General features: G+C 39.5%; 17 protein-coding genes. 9 read left to right on the forward strand and 8 right to left on the reverse strand.

Annotation, left to right across the window (positions count from 1 at the left end; translation table 11 throughout):
- From PHR02_RS07235 to PHR02_RS07270, 8 genes are all read left to right on the forward strand, one after another.
- A partial coding sequence (locus PHR02_RS07235; RefSeq protein ID WP_299990618.1) for a radical SAM protein occupies window positions 1-582 on the forward strand: 582 nt, incomplete at its 5' end.
- A 61-nt stretch (window positions 583-643) separates the two neighbouring features.
- Window positions 644-1510: a PDC sensor domain-containing protein gene (locus PHR02_RS07240; RefSeq protein WP_299990620.1), complete on the forward strand. Its 867-nt coding sequence runs from the start codon at window positions 644-646 to the stop codon at window positions 1508-1510.
- A gap of 1 nt (window position 1511) precedes the next feature.
- On the forward strand, window positions 1512-2120 hold the full coding sequence (locus tag PHR02_RS07245; protein ID WP_299990622.1) for a class I SAM-dependent methyltransferase: 609 nt from the start codon (window positions 1512-1514) through the stop codon (window positions 2118-2120).
- A 205-nt stretch (window positions 2121-2325) separates the two neighbouring features.
- Window positions 2326-4020: an acetolactate synthase large subunit gene (locus tag PHR02_RS07250; RefSeq protein ID WP_299990624.1), complete on the forward strand. Its 1695-nt coding sequence runs from the start codon at window positions 2326-2328 to the stop codon at window positions 4018-4020.
- Window positions 4020-4496 carry an acetolactate synthase small subunit gene (gene ilvN / locus PHR02_RS07255; RefSeq protein WP_299990626.1) on the forward strand — a complete coding sequence of 159 codons (477 nt, stop codon included), beginning with the start codon at window positions 4020-4022 and terminating at the stop codon, window positions 4494-4496. Before PHR02_RS07250 ends, ilvN begins: the two co-directional genes overlap by 1 nt.
- Before the next feature lie 3 nt (window positions 4497-4499).
- Window positions 4500-5447, forward strand: coding sequence for a UDP-3-O-(3-hydroxymyristoyl)glucosamine N-acyltransferase (lpxD, locus tag PHR02_RS07260; protein WP_299990628.1), 948 nt, complete (start codon window positions 4500-4502; stop codon window positions 5445-5447).
- A gap of 18 nt (window positions 5448-5465) precedes the next feature.
- Complete coding sequence (locus PHR02_RS07265; protein ID WP_299990630.1) at window positions 5466-6011, forward strand: hypothetical protein; 546 nt, start codon at window positions 5466-5468, stop codon at window positions 6009-6011.
- 74 nt (window positions 6012-6085) lie between these two features.
- On the forward strand, window positions 6086-6307 hold the full coding sequence (locus PHR02_RS07270) for a hypothetical protein (protein ID WP_299990632.1): 222 nt from the start codon (window positions 6086-6088) through the stop codon (window positions 6305-6307).
- 8 nt (window positions 6308-6315) lie between these two features.
- On the opposite strand, the gene PHR02_RS07275 is transcribed toward PHR02_RS07270, so the two are convergent.
- The 8 genes from PHR02_RS07275 to PHR02_RS07310 all read right to left on the reverse strand — a co-directional run bounded on the left by PHR02_RS07275 (window position 6316) and on the right by PHR02_RS07310 (window position 15738).
- A complete protein-coding gene (locus PHR02_RS07275) occupies window positions 6316-7383 on the reverse strand; it encodes a sensor domain-containing diguanylate cyclase (protein ID WP_366141174.1) in 1068 nt (355 codons plus the stop codon).
- A gap of 9 nt (window positions 7384-7392) precedes the next feature.
- The gene (locus PHR02_RS07280; RefSeq protein WP_299990634.1) at window positions 7393-7887 is read right to left on the reverse strand and encodes a hypothetical protein; all 495 of its coding nucleotides are present in this window, start codon (window positions 7885-7887) and stop codon (window positions 7393-7395) included.
- A gap of 91 nt (window positions 7888-7978) precedes the next feature.
- A complete protein-coding gene (locus tag PHR02_RS07285) occupies window positions 7979-8839 on the reverse strand; it encodes a hypothetical protein (RefSeq protein WP_299990636.1) in 861 nt (286 codons plus the stop codon).
- Window positions 8840-8984: 145 nt separating this feature from the next.
- On the reverse strand, window positions 8985-10151 hold the full coding sequence (locus tag PHR02_RS07290; RefSeq protein WP_299990638.1) for a pyridoxal phosphate-dependent aminotransferase: 1167 nt from the start codon (window positions 10149-10151) through the stop codon (window positions 8985-8987).
- Window positions 10152-10203: 52 nt separating this feature from the next.
- Window positions 10204-12132 (reverse strand): GGDEF domain-containing phosphodiesterase, encoded by a 1929-nt coding sequence (locus PHR02_RS07295; protein ID WP_299990640.1) that lies wholly within the window; start codon window positions 12130-12132, stop codon window positions 10204-10206.
- Window positions 12129-12560: a hypothetical protein gene (locus PHR02_RS07300; RefSeq protein WP_299990642.1), complete on the reverse strand. Its 432-nt coding sequence runs from the start codon at window positions 12558-12560 to the stop codon at window positions 12129-12131. Before PHR02_RS07300 ends, PHR02_RS07295 begins: the two co-directional genes overlap by 4 nt.
- Before the next feature lie 95 nt (window positions 12561-12655).
- A complete protein-coding gene (locus tag PHR02_RS07305) occupies window positions 12656-14662 on the reverse strand; it encodes a TonB-dependent receptor (protein ID WP_299990644.1) in 2007 nt (668 codons plus the stop codon).
- Window positions 14663-14808: 146 nt separating this feature from the next.
- Window positions 14809-15738 (reverse strand): GGDEF domain-containing protein, encoded by a 930-nt coding sequence (locus tag PHR02_RS07310; RefSeq protein WP_299990646.1) that lies wholly within the window; start codon window positions 15736-15738, stop codon window positions 14809-14811.
- Window positions 15739-15952: 214 nt separating this feature from the next.
- Here PHR02_RS07310 and PHR02_RS07315 point away from each other — a divergent pair, with 214 nt between their 5' ends.
- Window positions 15953-16684 (forward strand): hypothetical protein, encoded by a 732-nt coding sequence (locus tag PHR02_RS07315; protein ID WP_299990647.1) that lies wholly within the window; start codon window positions 15953-15955, stop codon window positions 16682-16684.
- Window positions 16685-16946 lie beyond the last annotated feature (262 nt).

The following is a 16946-nucleotide window of genomic DNA, read 5'->3' on the forward strand; positions in this document are numbered from 1 at the left end:
GCCCATGAAGCGGGATTGAAAAATATCTATGTCACCAGCGGCTATGAGACCCACAAAGCGATCGATACGATAGCACCTTATTTAGATGGGATGAATATTGATATAAAAGGGAATACGCAAAACTTTTACAAAGATATTTGCGGTGCCTCCCTCAAACCCGTTTTAGACACCATCGAATATGCCCATAAAAAAGGGATATGGATTGAAACGACAACACTCCTTATTCCGGGATTGAACGATTCAGACGATGAAATACGTGCCATTGCCAAATTTCAAGCTGATATTGATCCCTCGATGCCGTGGCATATCAGCGGATTTCATCCGATGTATAAGATGTTGGATACTCCACGAACACCTGCTTCAACCCTTCGTCGTGCCTATGAGATCGGTAAAGAAGCGGGATTGAAATACGTTTATATCGGTAATATCGATGATGAGGCACGTGAATCGACCTATTGTCCGAGCTGTCATAAAATGGTTATTGAGCGTCACGGACATATCGGACAATACGTTACCAACCATTTGGTAGAAACAAATCATTGTCCTCATTGTGGGACGTTAATCGATGGTGTTTGGCACTAATTTTGACATCGTTAGCCGTTTTGGATACACTAAAGAACTTTAATAAGATGGAACACAACGAATGAAACAAATGATGCAGATATACCGTGAAAACCGTGAAGCGGTAGAGGGGTTTTTACTAAGTACGATCAGTGACACTCCTCAGCACGATTTTGATGATGAGCAAGTGAAACAATTTTTTAAACGGCTCCCCTGTCTCACCGATATGTATCTGATGGATGAAAAGGGGGAACAGATCACCCCGACATGGCGCAGAAGCGGCCATGATATGAGTTTAAAAGGTACTGATAGAGCCTATTTCATCAACCGTATCCAGTTTGACGATAAAGGCAATTACATCTCAAACCCCTACATCTGTGCCAATAGCGGTCAGCCGAAAGTCTCGGTCGCTCGCAAATACTCTGATGGCAAAATCGCCGTATTTGATCTCGATCTTGTCGCGGTATTGGGGAAAATGCACCTGATTGAGAGTACTCGACTCATCTCTAAACTCTCCGTATGGGTTTACGGCTTGCTAGGGGGCGGATTGGTATTGCTGTCACTGTTTTTGGGCGGGTATGGGTTGCTGGGATTTGCCAAAGCACTTATGAGTTCCGGAGATGAAACGCTTCAGTATGTCTTTAAATCGATCATCGGTATTACGTTGGCGATTGCGATTTATGATTTGGCAAAAACGATCTTGGAGCAGGAGGTATTCTACCGCTCTCTAACTCTTGAAGAGGGGAGTGAATACAAAACCTTGACCAAATTTTTGACCTCGATTATCATCGCCCTCTCGATCGAATCGCTGATGGTCGTCTTTAAAGTCGCTATCAACGATATCACTAATATGCATTTTGCCTTTTATCTGATTAGCGGTGTTGGAATTTTGATTGTTTCCATGGCAATTTTAAATTATGTCAGCCGTAAAAAACAAGGGGAAATCTAAAATGACAGAACGTTTTAATCAAGCAGCTGGGGGATGGGATAAAGGCGATATGCGCCAAACAATTGCACACAGTGTCTTTCAAACCATCAGCAGCAGAATATCACTATTAAATAATATGAGTATTATGGATTTTGGTGCGGGGACAGGATTGCTCAGTTTTAAAATTGCTCCAATGGTTAAAACAGTGGTCGGTGTTGACCTCTCCGATAAAATGTTAGAGCAGTTGACATCCAAAAATAGTGATAAATTATCGGTTCAGGCAATTTGTCAAGATATCCTTGAAGAGCCTTTGCAAGAGCAGTTTCATGGTATCGTCAGTTCCATGGCGATGCATCATGTCGAAGATACTGCTTCACTTTTCGAGAGTTTTCATAAACATCTCAAGCGTGACGGTTTTGTTGCGATTGCAGATCTTGAAGCAGAAGATGGAACCTTTCATACTCATGGTAATGATGGGGTACACCATTTCGGCTTCGATCGAGAATCTCTCCGTGAAACGATTGAAAATGCAGGTTTTGAGCATGTCCGTTTTCACCATGCTTATACCGTTGAAAAAGAAGAGCAAAATTACCCTATTTTTGTCGTAACGGCAACAAAAAAAGGATTTTAAATCTTTAGTGATGAGTGCTTAGGGTTCTTTTAACGTAATTTATAGCTATTTTCTTTTATAATTGCCTAATTTTTTTCCGTTATATTCACACAAAATATTAAATCTGCCTCGACAGAGGCAAGCTTTAGCAGCCCAAGCGGCCAGCGTAGCCGAATGAATTTTATTCCTTCGGCGTATTAAATTCACACAGTAAAAAGGAGACGACATGCAAATCAGCGGTGCACAGATGGTTATCGAAGCACTCATCGCCGAGGAAGTCGAAGTCATATTCGGCTATCCCGGCGGGGCGATCATGAACGTCTATGATGAGATTTATAAACAACGATCATTTCAACATGTTTTGACACGTCATGAACAAGCTGCGGTACATGCTGCAGAAGGGTATGCAAAAGCGACCGGAAAAGTAGGGGTGGCGATGATCACTTCGGGGCCAGGATTTACTAACGGTGTTACTGGTTTAGCGGATGCCTATATGGATTCTATCCCTCTTGTGGTCATCAGCGGTCAGGTTCCGATGTCACTTATTGGAACTGATGCATTCCAGGAGATCGATGCTGTCGGCATCAGCCGTCCTTGTACAAAACACAATTATTTGGTAACGGATGCGGCAGATCTTCCGCGTATTCTCAAAGAGGCATTTTATATCGCACGTACGGGTCGTCCGGGTCCGGTACACGTTGATATTCCCAAAGACGTAACGGCGCAAATCGCTAAGTTTGATTATTCCAAAGAAGTGGATATCGAAACCTATAAGCCGACGACAAAAGGGAATACCCGCCAAATCAAAAAAGCGATTGAAGCGATTGCGAATGCAAAACGTCCTCTTTTGTATCTGGGTGGAGGGATTATCAACGCCAATGCTGCAGATTTGGTTCGTGAGTTTTCAAAAATGACTCAAATTCCTGCCGTAGAGACCTTTATGGCACGCGGTACACTGCGATTTGATGATCCACTGCTTATTTCGATGCTTGGGATGCATGGCTCATACGCAGCAAATATGGCAATGTCCGAAACCGATCTCGTTATCGGCTTAGGGGCACGTTTTGATGACCGTGTTACGGGTAAACTTTCCGAGTTTGCTAAAAATGCGCAGATTATCCATGTTGATATTGATCCGGCGAGTATTTCAAAGCTTGTTAATGCCCATTTCCCGATTGTTGGAGATGTCAAAAATGTACTTGAACAGATGATTCCTTTGGCAAAAGAGCAAGTAGATCCTGCTCGGTATGAATCATGGCACAACACGATTGCCAATTTCAATAAGCTCCATCCGCTCTCCTACAAAGAAGAGGGTGATCGTATCAAGCCGCAATGGGTTGTTGAGCGTATCGGGCAACTTTTGGGTGATGGTGCTAATATCTCAACCGACGTTGGACAGCATCAGATGTGGACGGCACAATTTTATCCGTTTACCCGTCCACGCCAATGGGTCAGCTCCGGTGGTCTTGGGACGATGGGATTTGGTTTCCCGGCAGCTCTGGGTGTGAAACGTGCTGATATGGATCGCGTCAGTGTTAACATCACCGGAGATGGATCGATTTTGATGAATATCCAAGAATTGATGACGGCAGTAGAGTATAAACTCCCCGTTATCAATGTTATTTTAAATAACAACTTTTTAGGGATGGTTCGTCAGTGGCAGACGTTGTTCTATGACAAGCGTCACTCATCGACTGATCTTTCGATGCAGCCTGATTTTGTAAAACTCGCTGAAGCATTCGGTGGAGTAGGGTATCGTGTTACTACCAAAGAAGAGTTCGATGCTGCACTCAAAGATGCGGTTGAGAAAAATGTGGTGGCGATTATCGATGTTGTCGTTAATCGATTCGAGAACGTGTTACCGATGGTTCCTGCCGGCGGATCATTGTTTAACATGATGTTAGAGTACAAGGAGAAATAATGATGGAACAGACAGAACGTCGCGTTATTTCCGTTATCGTAATGAATGAAGCAAGCGTACTCTCGCGTATTGCAGGACTGTTTTCAGGGCGTGGATACAATATTGAGTCATTGACAGTAGCACCGATCCCTGATTCTAAATACTCTCGTATCACCATCGTAACTGCTGGGTCTGTTCGTGTGGTAGAACAAATCACAAAGCAGTTGCATAAACTCATCCCTGTTCTTAGAGTGTATGAGCATGCTGATTTGGTTGAGACGGAAATGGCACTCGTCAAAATCCCGATGACTGAATCATTAGGAGATATTGAAGCGTTGACCCATGCTTATAATGGTCGTATCGTCAATGTTGGAAGCGATACCATGATTGTAATGATCTCTGATGAGCCATCACGTGTTAACCATTTTCTCGAAGCGATAAAACGTTTCCACCCTAAAGAGATCGTTCGTAGCGGTTCCGTTGCACTCGAAAGATAGGCAATGACATTACAAGAAATTGCACTCTATCTTGGAAGCGAAGAGATTACGAATACGATCGAAATTACAGGGATGAATACTCTCAAAAATGCAGTAGAAGGGGAGATTTCTTTTCTCTCTGATTCTAAATACGAAAAAGAGCTTTCACAGACAAAAGCATCGGCGGTGATTCTTCCTGCTTCAAAAGCGTATTTACTTCCCGAAGGTGTTGTGGTTTTGAACTCGGATGAGCCGTATATGTCGGTAGCACACCTCTCAAAATATTTTGCAAAACCTATACAAAGCAGTGAAATCGCTCCCCTTATTGGTGAAGGTACTCATATCTATCCAAGTGCACACATTGAAAATGGTGCCAAAATCGGTACGAATTGTACGATTATGAGCGGTGTGTATGTGGGGAGTGAAACGGTAATTGGAGATGACGTAATCCTTTATCCTAATGTTACGATTTATCGTGATTGCATAATAGGCAATCGGGTAATGATCCACGCCGGAACCGCTATTGGAAGTGATGGATTTGGTTATGCACATACTAAAATGGGCGAGCATGTGAAGCTTTACCAAAATGGCAATGTTATTATTGAAGATGATGTAGAGATTGGGGCTAACAGTACCGTAGATTGTGCAGTATTTGGATCAACCATTATTAAGCAGGGTGTAAAAATTGATAATTTAGTCCAAATTGGACACAATTGTATCGTTGGTGAACACTCGATTCTGGTTTCACAATCCGGTTTAGCCGGTTCTACTACACTGGGTCGTAATGTAGTGATGGGTGGACAAAGTGCAACGGCAGGTCATTTAAGTATCGCACCATTTACGACGTTAGCTGCCCGTTCAGGTGTTACCAAAAGTATCGTTAATAAAGGTGTTTATAGCGGCTTTCCATTAATGGAACATAAACTTTGGCTGAAAATGCAGGCAAAACTCGCTAAAATGTTAGAATCTTAAGTTATGAAGGGGATACGGATGAAAATGGCAGTAGCGGGGATGATCTTATTGAGCAGTATAGTTTATGCTGAGAGTGAACCTTCCGAAATCCGTATGCCTGATATCGTTCTCGATGCAATTAAACACTGTGAGTGTCTAAAAGAGAATGGAGAGTGTAATCCTCATGTGATCCGGATCAATGCGGTTGAAGAAGCTGAGCGAGCGAAAGCTGCTGGATTTGCGGTGAATGGCCATTTAATTAAATGTGGATCCGCTGAGCAATGTAGCGCGCAAGCCCAAGCACTCATCGATGGTGGTATCATTAACCTTGATCTTGGACCTTATCAGATCAACTACAAATACCATCCAAACCCAATGCTTCATGAATATTTTGAAGATATCACGGCGAGAGAATACGCAAACGGAATTTTGACAAAACTCGTCAAAAGTTTTGGATATTCATGGGAAACCCTCGGTCGCTACCACCATTTTAGCGCAACGGATCGTACCCGTAATGAGCGCTATTACCGCAAAATGTATGCTTTTATCTATGGAAATTCCCCAAAATCACAACCAGCTCAATAAACTTCCTTTTTTTAAGATTGCTTTAGCCAAAATCGGCTAAACTCTTCTATAGCTACCACGAAATAGGAGATCTTATGAGTTCAGGTGTAAACATTATTAAAGAGATTCCACTGGATGGAACAAAAAAAGGGATTATCACAATTAGTAAAGTGGATGAACCCTACGGTGTTGGAAGTGACAGTGTTGCGAGCATCGGAATCTCTTTATCGGGTGATGCTAAAAATCCTGAATGGAAAGTTCATCTTCCGATGGGGAATATTGACGCGGTTGTTGAAGCGCTGAAAAGTATCAAATAGTTTAAATCTTATTGATTGGGATCATAGATAAAGTAATGCTCACTAGTTTGATGCTTTGCATGATACATTGCTTTGTCGGCACATCTGAGTAATGTTTCCGCATCACAAGCTTGCTCTGGGTAAAAAGCTATTCCAATACTGATAGAAGGGGTCACTTCGCACCCCTCAATTACAAGAGGCTGTTTGGTCTTCTCGATAAGGGCTTTTGCCACCGTTATTGCTTCATTTTGATTCTTGATGGATTCAAAAATAATGATAAATTCATCCCCCCCTAAGCGTGCTACAAAATCATCTGTGCGTATATTTGTCTGCAAACGTTCGGCAACCGTTCTCAGTAAGATATCTCCACATTCATGCCCGTAGGTATCATTTACCTCTTTGAATTGATTTAGATCAATAAAAAAGAGGGCAAATGTTTTATGGGAGCGTTCTGCTCTGGAGAGTGTTTGACGCAGAATTTGATTGAAAAAGAGACGGTTTGGTAATCCTGTTAAAGAATCATGATGTGAATCTATGATCAATTGCTGCTCATACGCTTTTTGCAGGCTAATATTATCAACACTTAGCCAAATATAAGTGCTTCCTTCTATAGAAATCATTTTTCCGGAAACTTTTACATCAATACGTTCTTTGTTTTTAGTGAGGTAGATGCTTTCATAAGGCTTGATGGTGCCAGTTTTTTTAAGTGTATTGAGATATTTTTTTTCTTGCTCTCGGAATTCGTCAGCTATTAGGTCAAAATAATTAATATTTTTCTCTTCATCGACGCTCAAGCCAATCATTTCCAAAAAACTAGTATTTGCATCGATAATATTCCCTTCAAAAGTACACAAAGCCAATCCGGTGGAGGATGTCTCAATCAACATACGGTTAAAGCGGCGCGAATCTTCGATGTTTTGTACTAATGGATGGAGAAAATACCAAAAGATGACACTACTGAAAAAGGCTAATAAAATCGCTAATCCTAGTGCGTATTGGGCAGCTTTTATATAGGGAGCCCGTATTTCAGAGAGGTCGAATTTGGCAACTAGCCCCCAATCTAGATCTTTAATCGGCTCATACGCGGCAAGAACAATAGCTCCTCGCTAATCATAGGTGATATCAATACCTTTTACCCCATTTAGAGCGCGTCTCATTGGTTCTCCCTTGAGAGAGTTCCAGAGTACTGGAGTCGGTTTATCTATTTTAAAATGTCGCTGTTTAATTAAAAACTGAATTTTGTCACCTTCGCGTTTACCTAGGGTAAACTCTCCTGTTTTTCCAAATCCCGTATATCCGGAATGGGCTTGTGATACTTTTCGAATAATATCTTCGGCGACTCTTTTTTTCATTTCTGGGGAGAGGTTTTTGTGTAGCAAAAATTCTTGTTCTGCCACTACGTGAATCATAACTGCTTGGGTATCAACAAGTTCTTTGAGACGATCTTTTTGATGGTTAAATCCAACGTTATACAAGATAATGATGGTAAGCATTACAACAATGAGCATATTAAAGGAGAGGATGGCAATAAGATAATAAGGTGTTTGTTGTATGCGCTTATTGACAAAGTATTCAGTAAACGAATCTTTTAACGCTTTCATAAACGTTTCCCTTTTAGTTTTATAAAAAGTAGCAATTTCGATTTTATATTGATTGTATCAAAAAAAAATCAGATAAAAATCACAATCATTTTTATTTCTTATGATAGGATAAATAGTTATAAATTCCGGTACCTACAATGAGCAATGTTACCCCTATAATCAAATAAAATGCATTGATCAGTTTGCCGTAGTCATCCAGAACAATTTTGAAGACTGCCATTAAAGATTCGATAGATAGGGCAATAATAATAGAGGTCAAAAATTTGCTGAGCGTTTTATTTTGGAGATCATTACCATAATTAAAGGTTTTAAAAAGAACCTCATTTTCAATAAGAGTCTTGGCCAAATCATAGATTGCAAGACCGATAGTAATAGAAATAATTGAGGTAAAGATCTCATGCATAACCATTTTTCCTGAATAGGGAGAGATGAGCATTTGAAAAAAAATATAGGCTCCGTAAAAGATTAAAAAGACAGAGACAAGCCCCAGTAATAATCCGCCGATGCCCATCACAAATCGGTTGATCTGCTCATACGCACTGTTGTGTTCAATAAGACGAAGCTCTTCGAGAAGTTTTAGCATATCGAAATCGGCAACAAGGTAGTGATTGTTTTCCCATTTGACGGCGGTAAGGGTTGGCAGTCCCGTCACATGATGGAGGTAGGGGTTACTGATATGTATCGATACTTCGGTAAAACTAACCCATTTGAAATAAAAGGATTTATCCGTACCGTTGCGATTTTCATCAATATAATTTCTTCCAAAACTCGGTGTGTATTGGATAAATGTGTCATTTACGCTATAGATAACTTCAGCGGCTTTTTCAGATTCGAAAAAACGGCGCATATCTTTGGGATCGTTTGATAGGGGATGAAAACTCTCCATCGTAGTGCGGAGATAATACTGTACACTGTTTTTGTGTTCCGTGTAGATACTGATGATCCGTTTCATGAAAACTCTCCTTAAAGGAATTTTCAGATTATGTTTTAGCACTCAACGGATTAATAGCAGAATAGAATTTAAAGGTAAAAGGGAGGGTTAAGTCCCCGAATAGAATCGGGGAGTATTTTAAAGGTTAGGTATAAAGAAAATAAGGTTATTTTTGAGTCGCGACAAACGTGGCGATACGTTTGATACCCTCACGAATACTCTCGATATCGGTTGCGAAACTGAATCGGAAATATCCCTCAGATCCGAATCCTACACCTGGAACAACGGCGATCCCTTGCTCTTCGAGCAACTCTTTGCAAAATTGCATCGAATCGTTGCTTACCTCTTTGATGTTCACAAACAGATAAAATGCACCATCAGGTGAGAGGACAGAGAGACCGTCAATTTCATTGAACAATTTTACCGCTTCGTCGCGTCGTGCTTTAAACTGAACACGCATCGCTTCGATGTCCGCATCAGCCGCACCGTTTAGGCCGACGATAGCCGCTTTTTGAGTAATAGAGTTGATGTTTGACGTACTTTGACTTTGGAGCTTTTTAGTTGCTTGGATGATTTCGGTATTGTGTGCTGCCATATACCCAAAACGCCATCCTGTCATCGCTACCGATTTACTAAGACCGTTGATAGTGATGGTACGTTTAAACATATCCTCACTCACCGCCGCTGCAGAGGTAAACTCTCCATCATAAATCAGTTTTTCATACATCTCATCACTGGCAACGATAACATCGCTCCCCTCTAGTACTTTTCCAAGAGCAGTGAGCTCTTCGCGAGAGTAGACTGCACCCGTCGGGTTCGACGGAGAAGTGAGAATCAACATTTTGGTTTTAGGTGTTAATGCCGCTTTGAGTTGCTCAGGGGTGATTTTAAAACCGCTCTCATCGTTGGTCTGAATCTCTACGACGGTTCCGCCACAATACATGACCAGCTCAGGATAGGTTACCCAATAGGGTGCCGGAATGATTACTTCATCACCGGCTTGGATTGTACAAGCAAAGAGGTTGTAAAGGGAGTGCTTAGCACCGTTGTTAGCAATGATTTGGTTCGGTTTGTATTCCAAGCCGTTATCACGTTTGAGTTTAAGTGCGATAGCAGATTTCAAATCAGGTATACCATCAACCGCCGTGTATTTGGTAAAGCCGTCATTGATCGCTTTGATCGCGGCATCTTTGATCACTTGAGGTGTATCAAAATCAGGTTCACCGGCAGAGAAACTGAGGATGTTTTTTCCTTGTGCTTTAAGCTCTTGTGCTAACGTAGAGATAGCAATGGTAATCGATTCGGAGAGTATATTGACGCGATCGGTTAACATGGGTGTACCCTTATAAAAAATTTCGGAATTATAACATGGCTGGCTTTAAATTTTACATCAGTTGTTGATTTAAAAACTGCGGTTTTCCGGTATGGAACCCTTGTGCATAGGTAATCCCTAAATCAGTGACATTTTGTAAAATTTCTTCGGAAGAAACGAATTCAGCTACGGTATCAATACCAATGCGGTGGGCGAAGTCAACGATGGCTTCGACAACGATACGATGACGAGGATTTTCATTGATAGATTTGATGAGAGAACCATCAATTTTCAGTATATCGACGTTGAGTTTTAAAATGTTTTCAAAATTTGAATATCCGGTTCCAAAATCATCGATTGCAATTTTTGCCCCCAGTGATTTCATTTTAGAGATAAATAAAGCAACTTCATCAAAGTTTTCAATACCCTCAGATTCTAAAATTTCAAAGATGATCCGATCAGCGGTACCGGTTTGTCGGAGAATATTTTCGATAGTGGCTACGGTACGGCTATCTAGAATATCACTTCCCGAGAGATTTATCGAAAATTGTTCATGCCGAGCGGCAAAGAGGTTGCAGGCTTGATACACAACCTCTTGGGTAATGTGATGGTAGAGTTTGGTTTTTTGGGCAATCGGTAAAAAATCATACGGTGCAATCAAGGTATCATCTTCGTTTTTGATCCGTACTAAGGTTTCAAATTTTTCAATTTTTCCTGTTAGTGTAGAAACGATAGGTTGATATTGACAAACAATACGGTGTTCAACCAAAGCCTGACGAATGCGGGCTGACATCGCGATATTGGCTTGGTATTGTTGTTCTATCCCCTCTGATTGATCGTATACGGAGTAGGGTTGTTTTGCACTACGGGCTTTGTTGAGAGCAACATCAGCATGTATGAGTGGTTTGTCACTGTCGATTGCTATCCCGACGGTGGCTCGAACATGAACAGTCTCCTCTGCGATCATAAAGAGCTTCTCACTTAATAGGGCAAGAAGTATTTCAATGTTATGACGAAACTCGATTGATGTGTTACCTTGTTTTAGTCGAAAGGCAAACTCATCGCCTCCGAGACGATAAGGGGAGAGTTTCATCTCTACAAGCCAGTGTCCTATTTGACTAAGTAGCCAATCACCTGCATCGATACCGAAGAAATCGTTGATCTCTTTAAAATCGTCAATATTTAAAATTGCAACGGTATTGGTGGGTTTTAATAATAAATCTTCTTGAAGTTTAAGACGATTAGGTAAGGTTGTTAGATTGTCATAATAAAGGTGACGTGTTGCTTCATGGGTTTGTTCGGCAATTTTGATTTCAAGATTTTTATTGATGGTTTCGATCTCTTGAGAATAGTTCCAAACACTCTCTTGCATCACTTTAAAGGCATGAATAATTTGAGAAAATTCACGTTGACTATAGGGGATATCAAAGGTTATTTTTTCACCAGGTTTGAAATTTCGAACTTTTCGGGCGATTAAATTAATTGGTAATAAAAGGCGATTGATCCAGATAAGCATTACCCAAAGAATGACAAAAACGCCTAAAGCAATCCATCCATAAACGGTATAAAAACGGTCCATGGTTTTACTAAATTCTTTTCCGGAATAGGTTAGGGTAACGGAACCGATTGGTTTCAGGGAAGAGGGTTCCAATAGATTTTTGGAAACTTTGATCGATTCATAGGGGGATAAAGATGTGTATTGTTGATAATCCAATAATATTTTGCCCTCAATATCAGTTATTTTTAGGCCGATTACTTCATTAAGACGAGTGATTGAAGAAAGCTTACTGCTTATATCTTTGATTCCTAAAAACATAGAAAGTGAGAGGGAAGGCTCAACTGCATCGATCAACAATGCGGCTTTCTCTTTTTGGGTGTTCATGGTTAAATCACGAACAATGATAAAGGTTACAAGGGTAACCGTTGCGAAAACAATCAAAAAAGTGACGACCAGCGTAATAAAAAGTTTACTGGAGAGACGAGCATTTTTAAAGCGGTTCATTCGAGAAGCCTCACAATTTGGAATAAAGTATCATTAAAACGAAAATTTCCTTTTTTTAGGGTTGTTTTGTTGATGTAGATGATAGTGGAGCGTTCAATGGCGATCGAACCAAGTACACCCTCTTCTAAGTCTGAAGTATTATAAGAAAATGTTGGTATGGTATTCTCTATTCCCCATTGAGCTATTTTACGGACAGAGGAAGTACTCATTTGGGTCAGATAAACAAAAGATATATCACGGCGTAACACTAATTCTTCAAGTGGAATAGCGATAGTCGTAAAATTCATATTAGCTACTTTGCCATTGTGTTGTTGATTGATCTCATCTGCGATAGTACGAGCTATGTTTTTACGATTTCCTTCGTAAACTATGGCTAATATTGATTTATTAGAAGATTCTTTTGATACTAAACGGGTATCTAATGCCATGATTTTTGGGACCATTTTGATGTGAGCATTGAGAAGTAATGTGTCTTCAGCATGAAGACTAAGAAAGATAATGAATAAAAGAACCAAAATCCGCATTAAAATTTCAATCCTGTACGTACCCAAAAGATTCGACCCTCAATCGGGTAATCTCCGTTGTAGGTGGAGACAGTTGAGGGGTAATAGTAGAGAGAATTAAAGAGATTTTTAACTCTAGCTTGAACATAGAATCCTGCCGAGTTTTCCCAACCTAAAGTCATATCGATTGTCGAGAAAGATTTTGTAGGTGAACGTCCATCATCGGGACGACGTTTTTTTTCACTTGCATATCGACCTGTAACAGCTGCTTTCATTTCGGATGTTAACGAATATGAGAGAGCCCCTTTAAGTAAATGGCTTGATGAAAATGGAAGATAATCGGTTGTTTGATCACCCTTGATTGTTTCGCCAGTAATATAGCTATAGGAAAATGCAAAACTGTCATTCTCACTATATTCTCCTTTAAATTCTGTTTCTATCCCTTTAATATTTCGCTGACCGATGTTTTCATAAATCTTGCTATTAGTATTGGCAGTTATTTGATCATTATTTTTTAGATAAAAAGCATTAATACCTAGAAAGAGTGAAGATGAAGGTTTGTAAATATATTGAGCTTCATAAGAGGTGACATGTTCAGGGTTTAAATCGGGATTTCCTATTCTTACAGGATTGTTTAGTGTGTATAATTCTTGCCATGAGGGGAGGCGGTAACTGTTACCGAGCATCGTTTTAAAAATATGACTCCGATGTGGCTGATAGACTAACGCTGCTCTTTGATACTGGTTAGTAGAAATCGATGTGGTTTTGGTTCCGCCGAAATTGAGTGCCAGCTCGAGGTCGTTGTTGATGGTGATACTATCTCCAAAATAAAATTCATGGGTATAGCGATGGGCAGCATCCGCATCCAAGAACGGAGCACTTTTCGAATAATCGACTAAAATAATACCTCCGTCAACTCTTTCAGTAGTAATTGATTGGATATTAGTCACTTCTTCGTGTTTGAAGGTGTAGCCTGCAGTAATATTGTGATTAGATAATCCAGTAAAGCTGAATAAAATATTTCCATAAATTTGGCGATTATCGAGCTTTAAATCTGCCCAATATCCTAACGGATAGGTGAGAGGACCATAAGTACCTACAGGTAAAGAACGGGCATCACTTTCCCAACTATTTTCATAAATACCCCCTTTTATTTTAAGGAGGATATCGGATGAGAGTGAAGTAGCATACCCGCTTTCGAGATACCAAGAGGGTGTAGATTGTTGGCCTGCATCGTTAGGGAGTGCGTTGAGATTTCCAAAAGCGCTTCCATACACGTACTCGTTGACACGACCAAGTAAATAGCTGTTGTCACTTCGCAAAGAAAACCCTAAGTTATACTGTTCATTATTAAGGGGGGCGAAACCAGTTTTCCCGTATTTATCAGTTACAATTTCAGGTGACTTGGCATTATCTTTGTAGTAAAATCCATCAATAGATAATTGAGATTTTTCTAAATCAAATGTTTGCCAAAAGCCTGTTTGATGGGATTGATGACTGCCGAATCCGGCAAAAAGAGTACCGTTTGCAGTGCTTTTCGTTTTGTTATGAGCCTTTGTAATGACATTTATGGTTCCAGCATAACCATTGACTCCATCAATAAAGCTACCTGGACCTCGAACCACTTCGATTCTTTCGATTATTTCAATTGGAAAATTCAGATAGGCATTGTAACTGTCAAAAGAGTGATCATTAACGACAACACCATCAATAATCATCTTGGTCTGTCCATAGGCCAACGGATTAGATCCACGAACAACCATGGTTCTATTGTTGATGCTATCACCCATTAAATCGATACCTGGAATAAGCATCAATGCATCCTTGAGATTACTTACCCCAAATGTAAAAAGATCTTTTTGGTTCCATACAGATAGAATAAAAGGTTGATAATCAATATTCTGATTTTTTTGTGTAGCAAGTTGAGTAGTTTGAGACATATCCTCATTTAAAGAGGTAATAATCGGTAGTTCATTCGCATAAAGGTTAAGTGTAAGGAGAGAAATAGCATAATTAAATAATTTCAATAGGTCCCCTTAATAAATTAGCTTGTTATTGTTGCTAAAGGAAGTTTAAAGGAGACTAAAAAAATGAAGAGGTGGATCTTTGAATACGCAATCATGGGAAGTTAGTGTAACTTTTTGACAAATAAGTATGAGTTATTATTGATATTTTAATCAAATAAAACAGTTTTATTTTTACCTTCATTTTTTGCAGTGTACAACGCTTTATCAGCACGACCTAAAAAAGTATCATAACTATCACCTAAATGGTGAATTGACGCACCTACGCTGACAGTCATGTGAATCGTTTTTCCTGAATAAATCAGATGGCTATGTTCGATTTTTGAGCGAATTTTATCCGCAACGGCAAAGGCTTGATCTTTTTCACAACGGTTCAAAACAACAGCAAATTCTTCACCACCATAGCGGTAGACTTTATCTCCGCTGCGAATAACAGATTTAATGCTTTGCGCCAAGAAGTAGAGGACTTTATCACCCGCTAGATGTCCGTACATATCATTCAATTGTTTGAAGTTATCAGCATCAATCATCATGATTACCATTGGGAGCATTTTATTTTGTCCTGCTAAAATTGCACTGTTTAAATCATCTATTAGCCCTTTTCTATTGGTAATTTGAGTAAGGGGATCAGTTGTGAGTTGTTCTAATGCTTCTTGAAGTTCACTGCTGAGTTGCTCAATTTTTGTTTGAGCCTTTTTAAGCTCATCAGACATATTTTTACCTAATTCACTTAATCCTTCAACAAAATTAACACATCGCTCTATCCCTTCTTCAGTCGCTTTATTGATATAGCTATTCTGAAGTTCGGCAACATGTGAAATATCAGCATGTGTTTCGACAAAGCTCATAATCGAACGATGGGCTATGTCGAGATAGCGGGTCAATTCGTCATGAGTACCTGCTATGTTTTCATCTTCTTTTTGTGCTTTTATTAAAGCAGCATCTGCTTGCTCGATAAAAATCTCATCAAAATATTTTTTGTAATGTGTTGGGTAAGGAGCTATTTTTAACGCTCTAAGTGTACCGACAGTTTGATCATGTATAGAAAAAATTTTGTCATAAACTTTAGTTACACTCATGATAGACCTTAGAAATAATGTTAAGGTATTCTAGCATCTTTTAGGGTTTATTGACTTCTTTTATTGATAAAAGAATGGTGATAAAATTAAAGGTAAAAACACTAAAAATATTTATATGCTTTATAAATTACGTGGATGAGATAATAGTAAAATATCTTCTATAAATTTCTAAGCTATCCGCGCTAAAATACCCGCGAATAACAAGGAATATGGCATGCCAAGTGTAGAAAAAATTATTATAAATCAAAAATATTACGGTTCTATCGAACTACCTGATTTAGAGAGTGGACGGAAAATTCTTGCGAGTGTGACCCGTGCATACGCCTCTCGCAGACCGATAAAAGTTACATTAGTGTTTTCTCCCGGAAAACTCCGTTCTCTTGGTTTTTACCAAAAAGGGGGAGCATGGCAAGAACTGCAAGATATAGAACTCTACATCGAATTAGGGAAACTTTTACGGTTTAACACCGATGATGCCCTAAAACTCAAAAACAGTATTGAACTCATTAACGATATGGCGCATAGCCATTTTAATATTGCCAAACGACTTACTTTGGTAAACAAAAACTCCAAAACATCTGCACAACAACCCTATCTTTTTTGGGATATTGAAAATTTTTCCAATATTGCCCCTATGTTTAACGATTTGATTGATAAATATTCGATCGAGGATCATCATATTTATATTGCAGCGAACCCCGATTCTCTTTATTTATTTAAAGATGAGTGGGAAGCAAATCTCTATGATTATGGAAAAACACTAAAATCTTTTAACTTTACCAAATGCGATCACGGTAAAAATGTAGCTGATGGTGTATTGTTAGAGAACTTTAAACAACTTGAACTTCGCAATAGTGATGTTTATGTCATGACATTTGATCGTGAATTAAAAGAGCTTTTTATCGCTGCATGTGATACGAGTAACAATCTTTATATGATGCAGTAGATCACTACTTGGTTACACTCCAAATCTCTATTATAATGAAAGACCTTTTTGTAGAGTTTACTAACGCTTTGTAACGATTTGAATCCATTGCAATTTAATAGAAATTTCTTCACAAAACCTCTTGACATTCATTGATAAATCCCCTATAATTCCCGTCCACAAACACTGGGAAGCTTGAGAAAGCGACTTAGATTTGAGTTTGAGATCATTGAAAACTAAGCAGGTTAGCGGATCGGGACGATGTCTTCGAGACGTTGACTAT

It is taken from the genome of Sulfuricurvum sp., from assembly GCF_028688295.1.
Lineage (GTDB): Bacteria > Campylobacterota > Campylobacteria > Campylobacterales > Sulfurimonadaceae > Sulfuricurvum.

Excerpts from the sequence above, each read along its gene's own strand:
- PHR02_RS07240 (WP_299990620.1), top strand. The coding sequence starts at position 644 with ATGAAACAAATGATGCAGATATACCGTGAAAACCGTGAAGCGGTAGAG.
- PHR02_RS07245 (WP_299990622.1), top strand. The coding sequence starts at position 1,512 with ATGACAGAACGTTTTAATCAAGCAGCTGGGGGATGGGATAAAGGCGAT.
- PHR02_RS07250 (WP_299990624.1), top strand. The coding sequence starts at position 2,326 with ATGCAAATCAGCGGTGCACAGATGGTTATCGAAGCACTCATCGCCGAG.
- ilvN (WP_299990626.1), top strand. The coding sequence starts at position 4,020 with ATGATGGAACAGACAGAACGTCGCGTTATTTCCGTTATCGTAATGAAT.
- lpxD (WP_299990628.1), top strand. The coding sequence starts at position 4,500 with ATGACATTACAAGAAATTGCACTCTATCTTGGAAGCGAAGAGATTACG.
- PHR02_RS07265 (WP_299990630.1), top strand. The coding sequence starts at position 5,466 with ATGAAAATGGCAGTAGCGGGGATGATCTTATTGAGCAGTATAGTTTAT.
- PHR02_RS07270 (WP_299990632.1), top strand. The coding sequence starts at position 6,086 with ATGAGTTCAGGTGTAAACATTATTAAAGAGATTCCACTGGATGGAACA.
- PHR02_RS07280 (WP_299990634.1), bottom strand. The coding sequence starts at position 7,887 with ATGAAAGCGTTAAAAGATTCGTTTACTGAATACTTTGTCAATAAGCGC.
- PHR02_RS07285 (WP_299990636.1), bottom strand. The coding sequence starts at position 8,839 with ATGAAACGGATCATCAGTATCTACACGGAACACAAAAACAGTGTACAG.
- PHR02_RS07290 (WP_299990638.1), bottom strand. The coding sequence starts at position 10,151 with ATGTTAACCGATCGCGTCAATATACTCTCCGAATCGATTACCATTGCT.
- PHR02_RS07295 (WP_299990640.1), bottom strand. The coding sequence starts at position 12,132 with ATGAACCGCTTTAAAAATGCTCGTCTCTCCAGTAAACTTTTTATTACG.
- PHR02_RS07300 (WP_299990642.1), bottom strand. The coding sequence starts at position 12,560 with ATGGCATTAGATACCCGTTTAGTATCAAAAGAATCTTCTAATAAATCA.
- PHR02_RS07310 (WP_299990646.1), bottom strand. The coding sequence starts at position 15,738 with ATGAGTGTAACTAAAGTTTATGACAAAATTTTTTCTATACATGATCAA.
- PHR02_RS07315 (WP_299990647.1), top strand. The coding sequence starts at position 15,953 with ATGCCAAGTGTAGAAAAAATTATTATAAATCAAAAATATTACGGTTCT.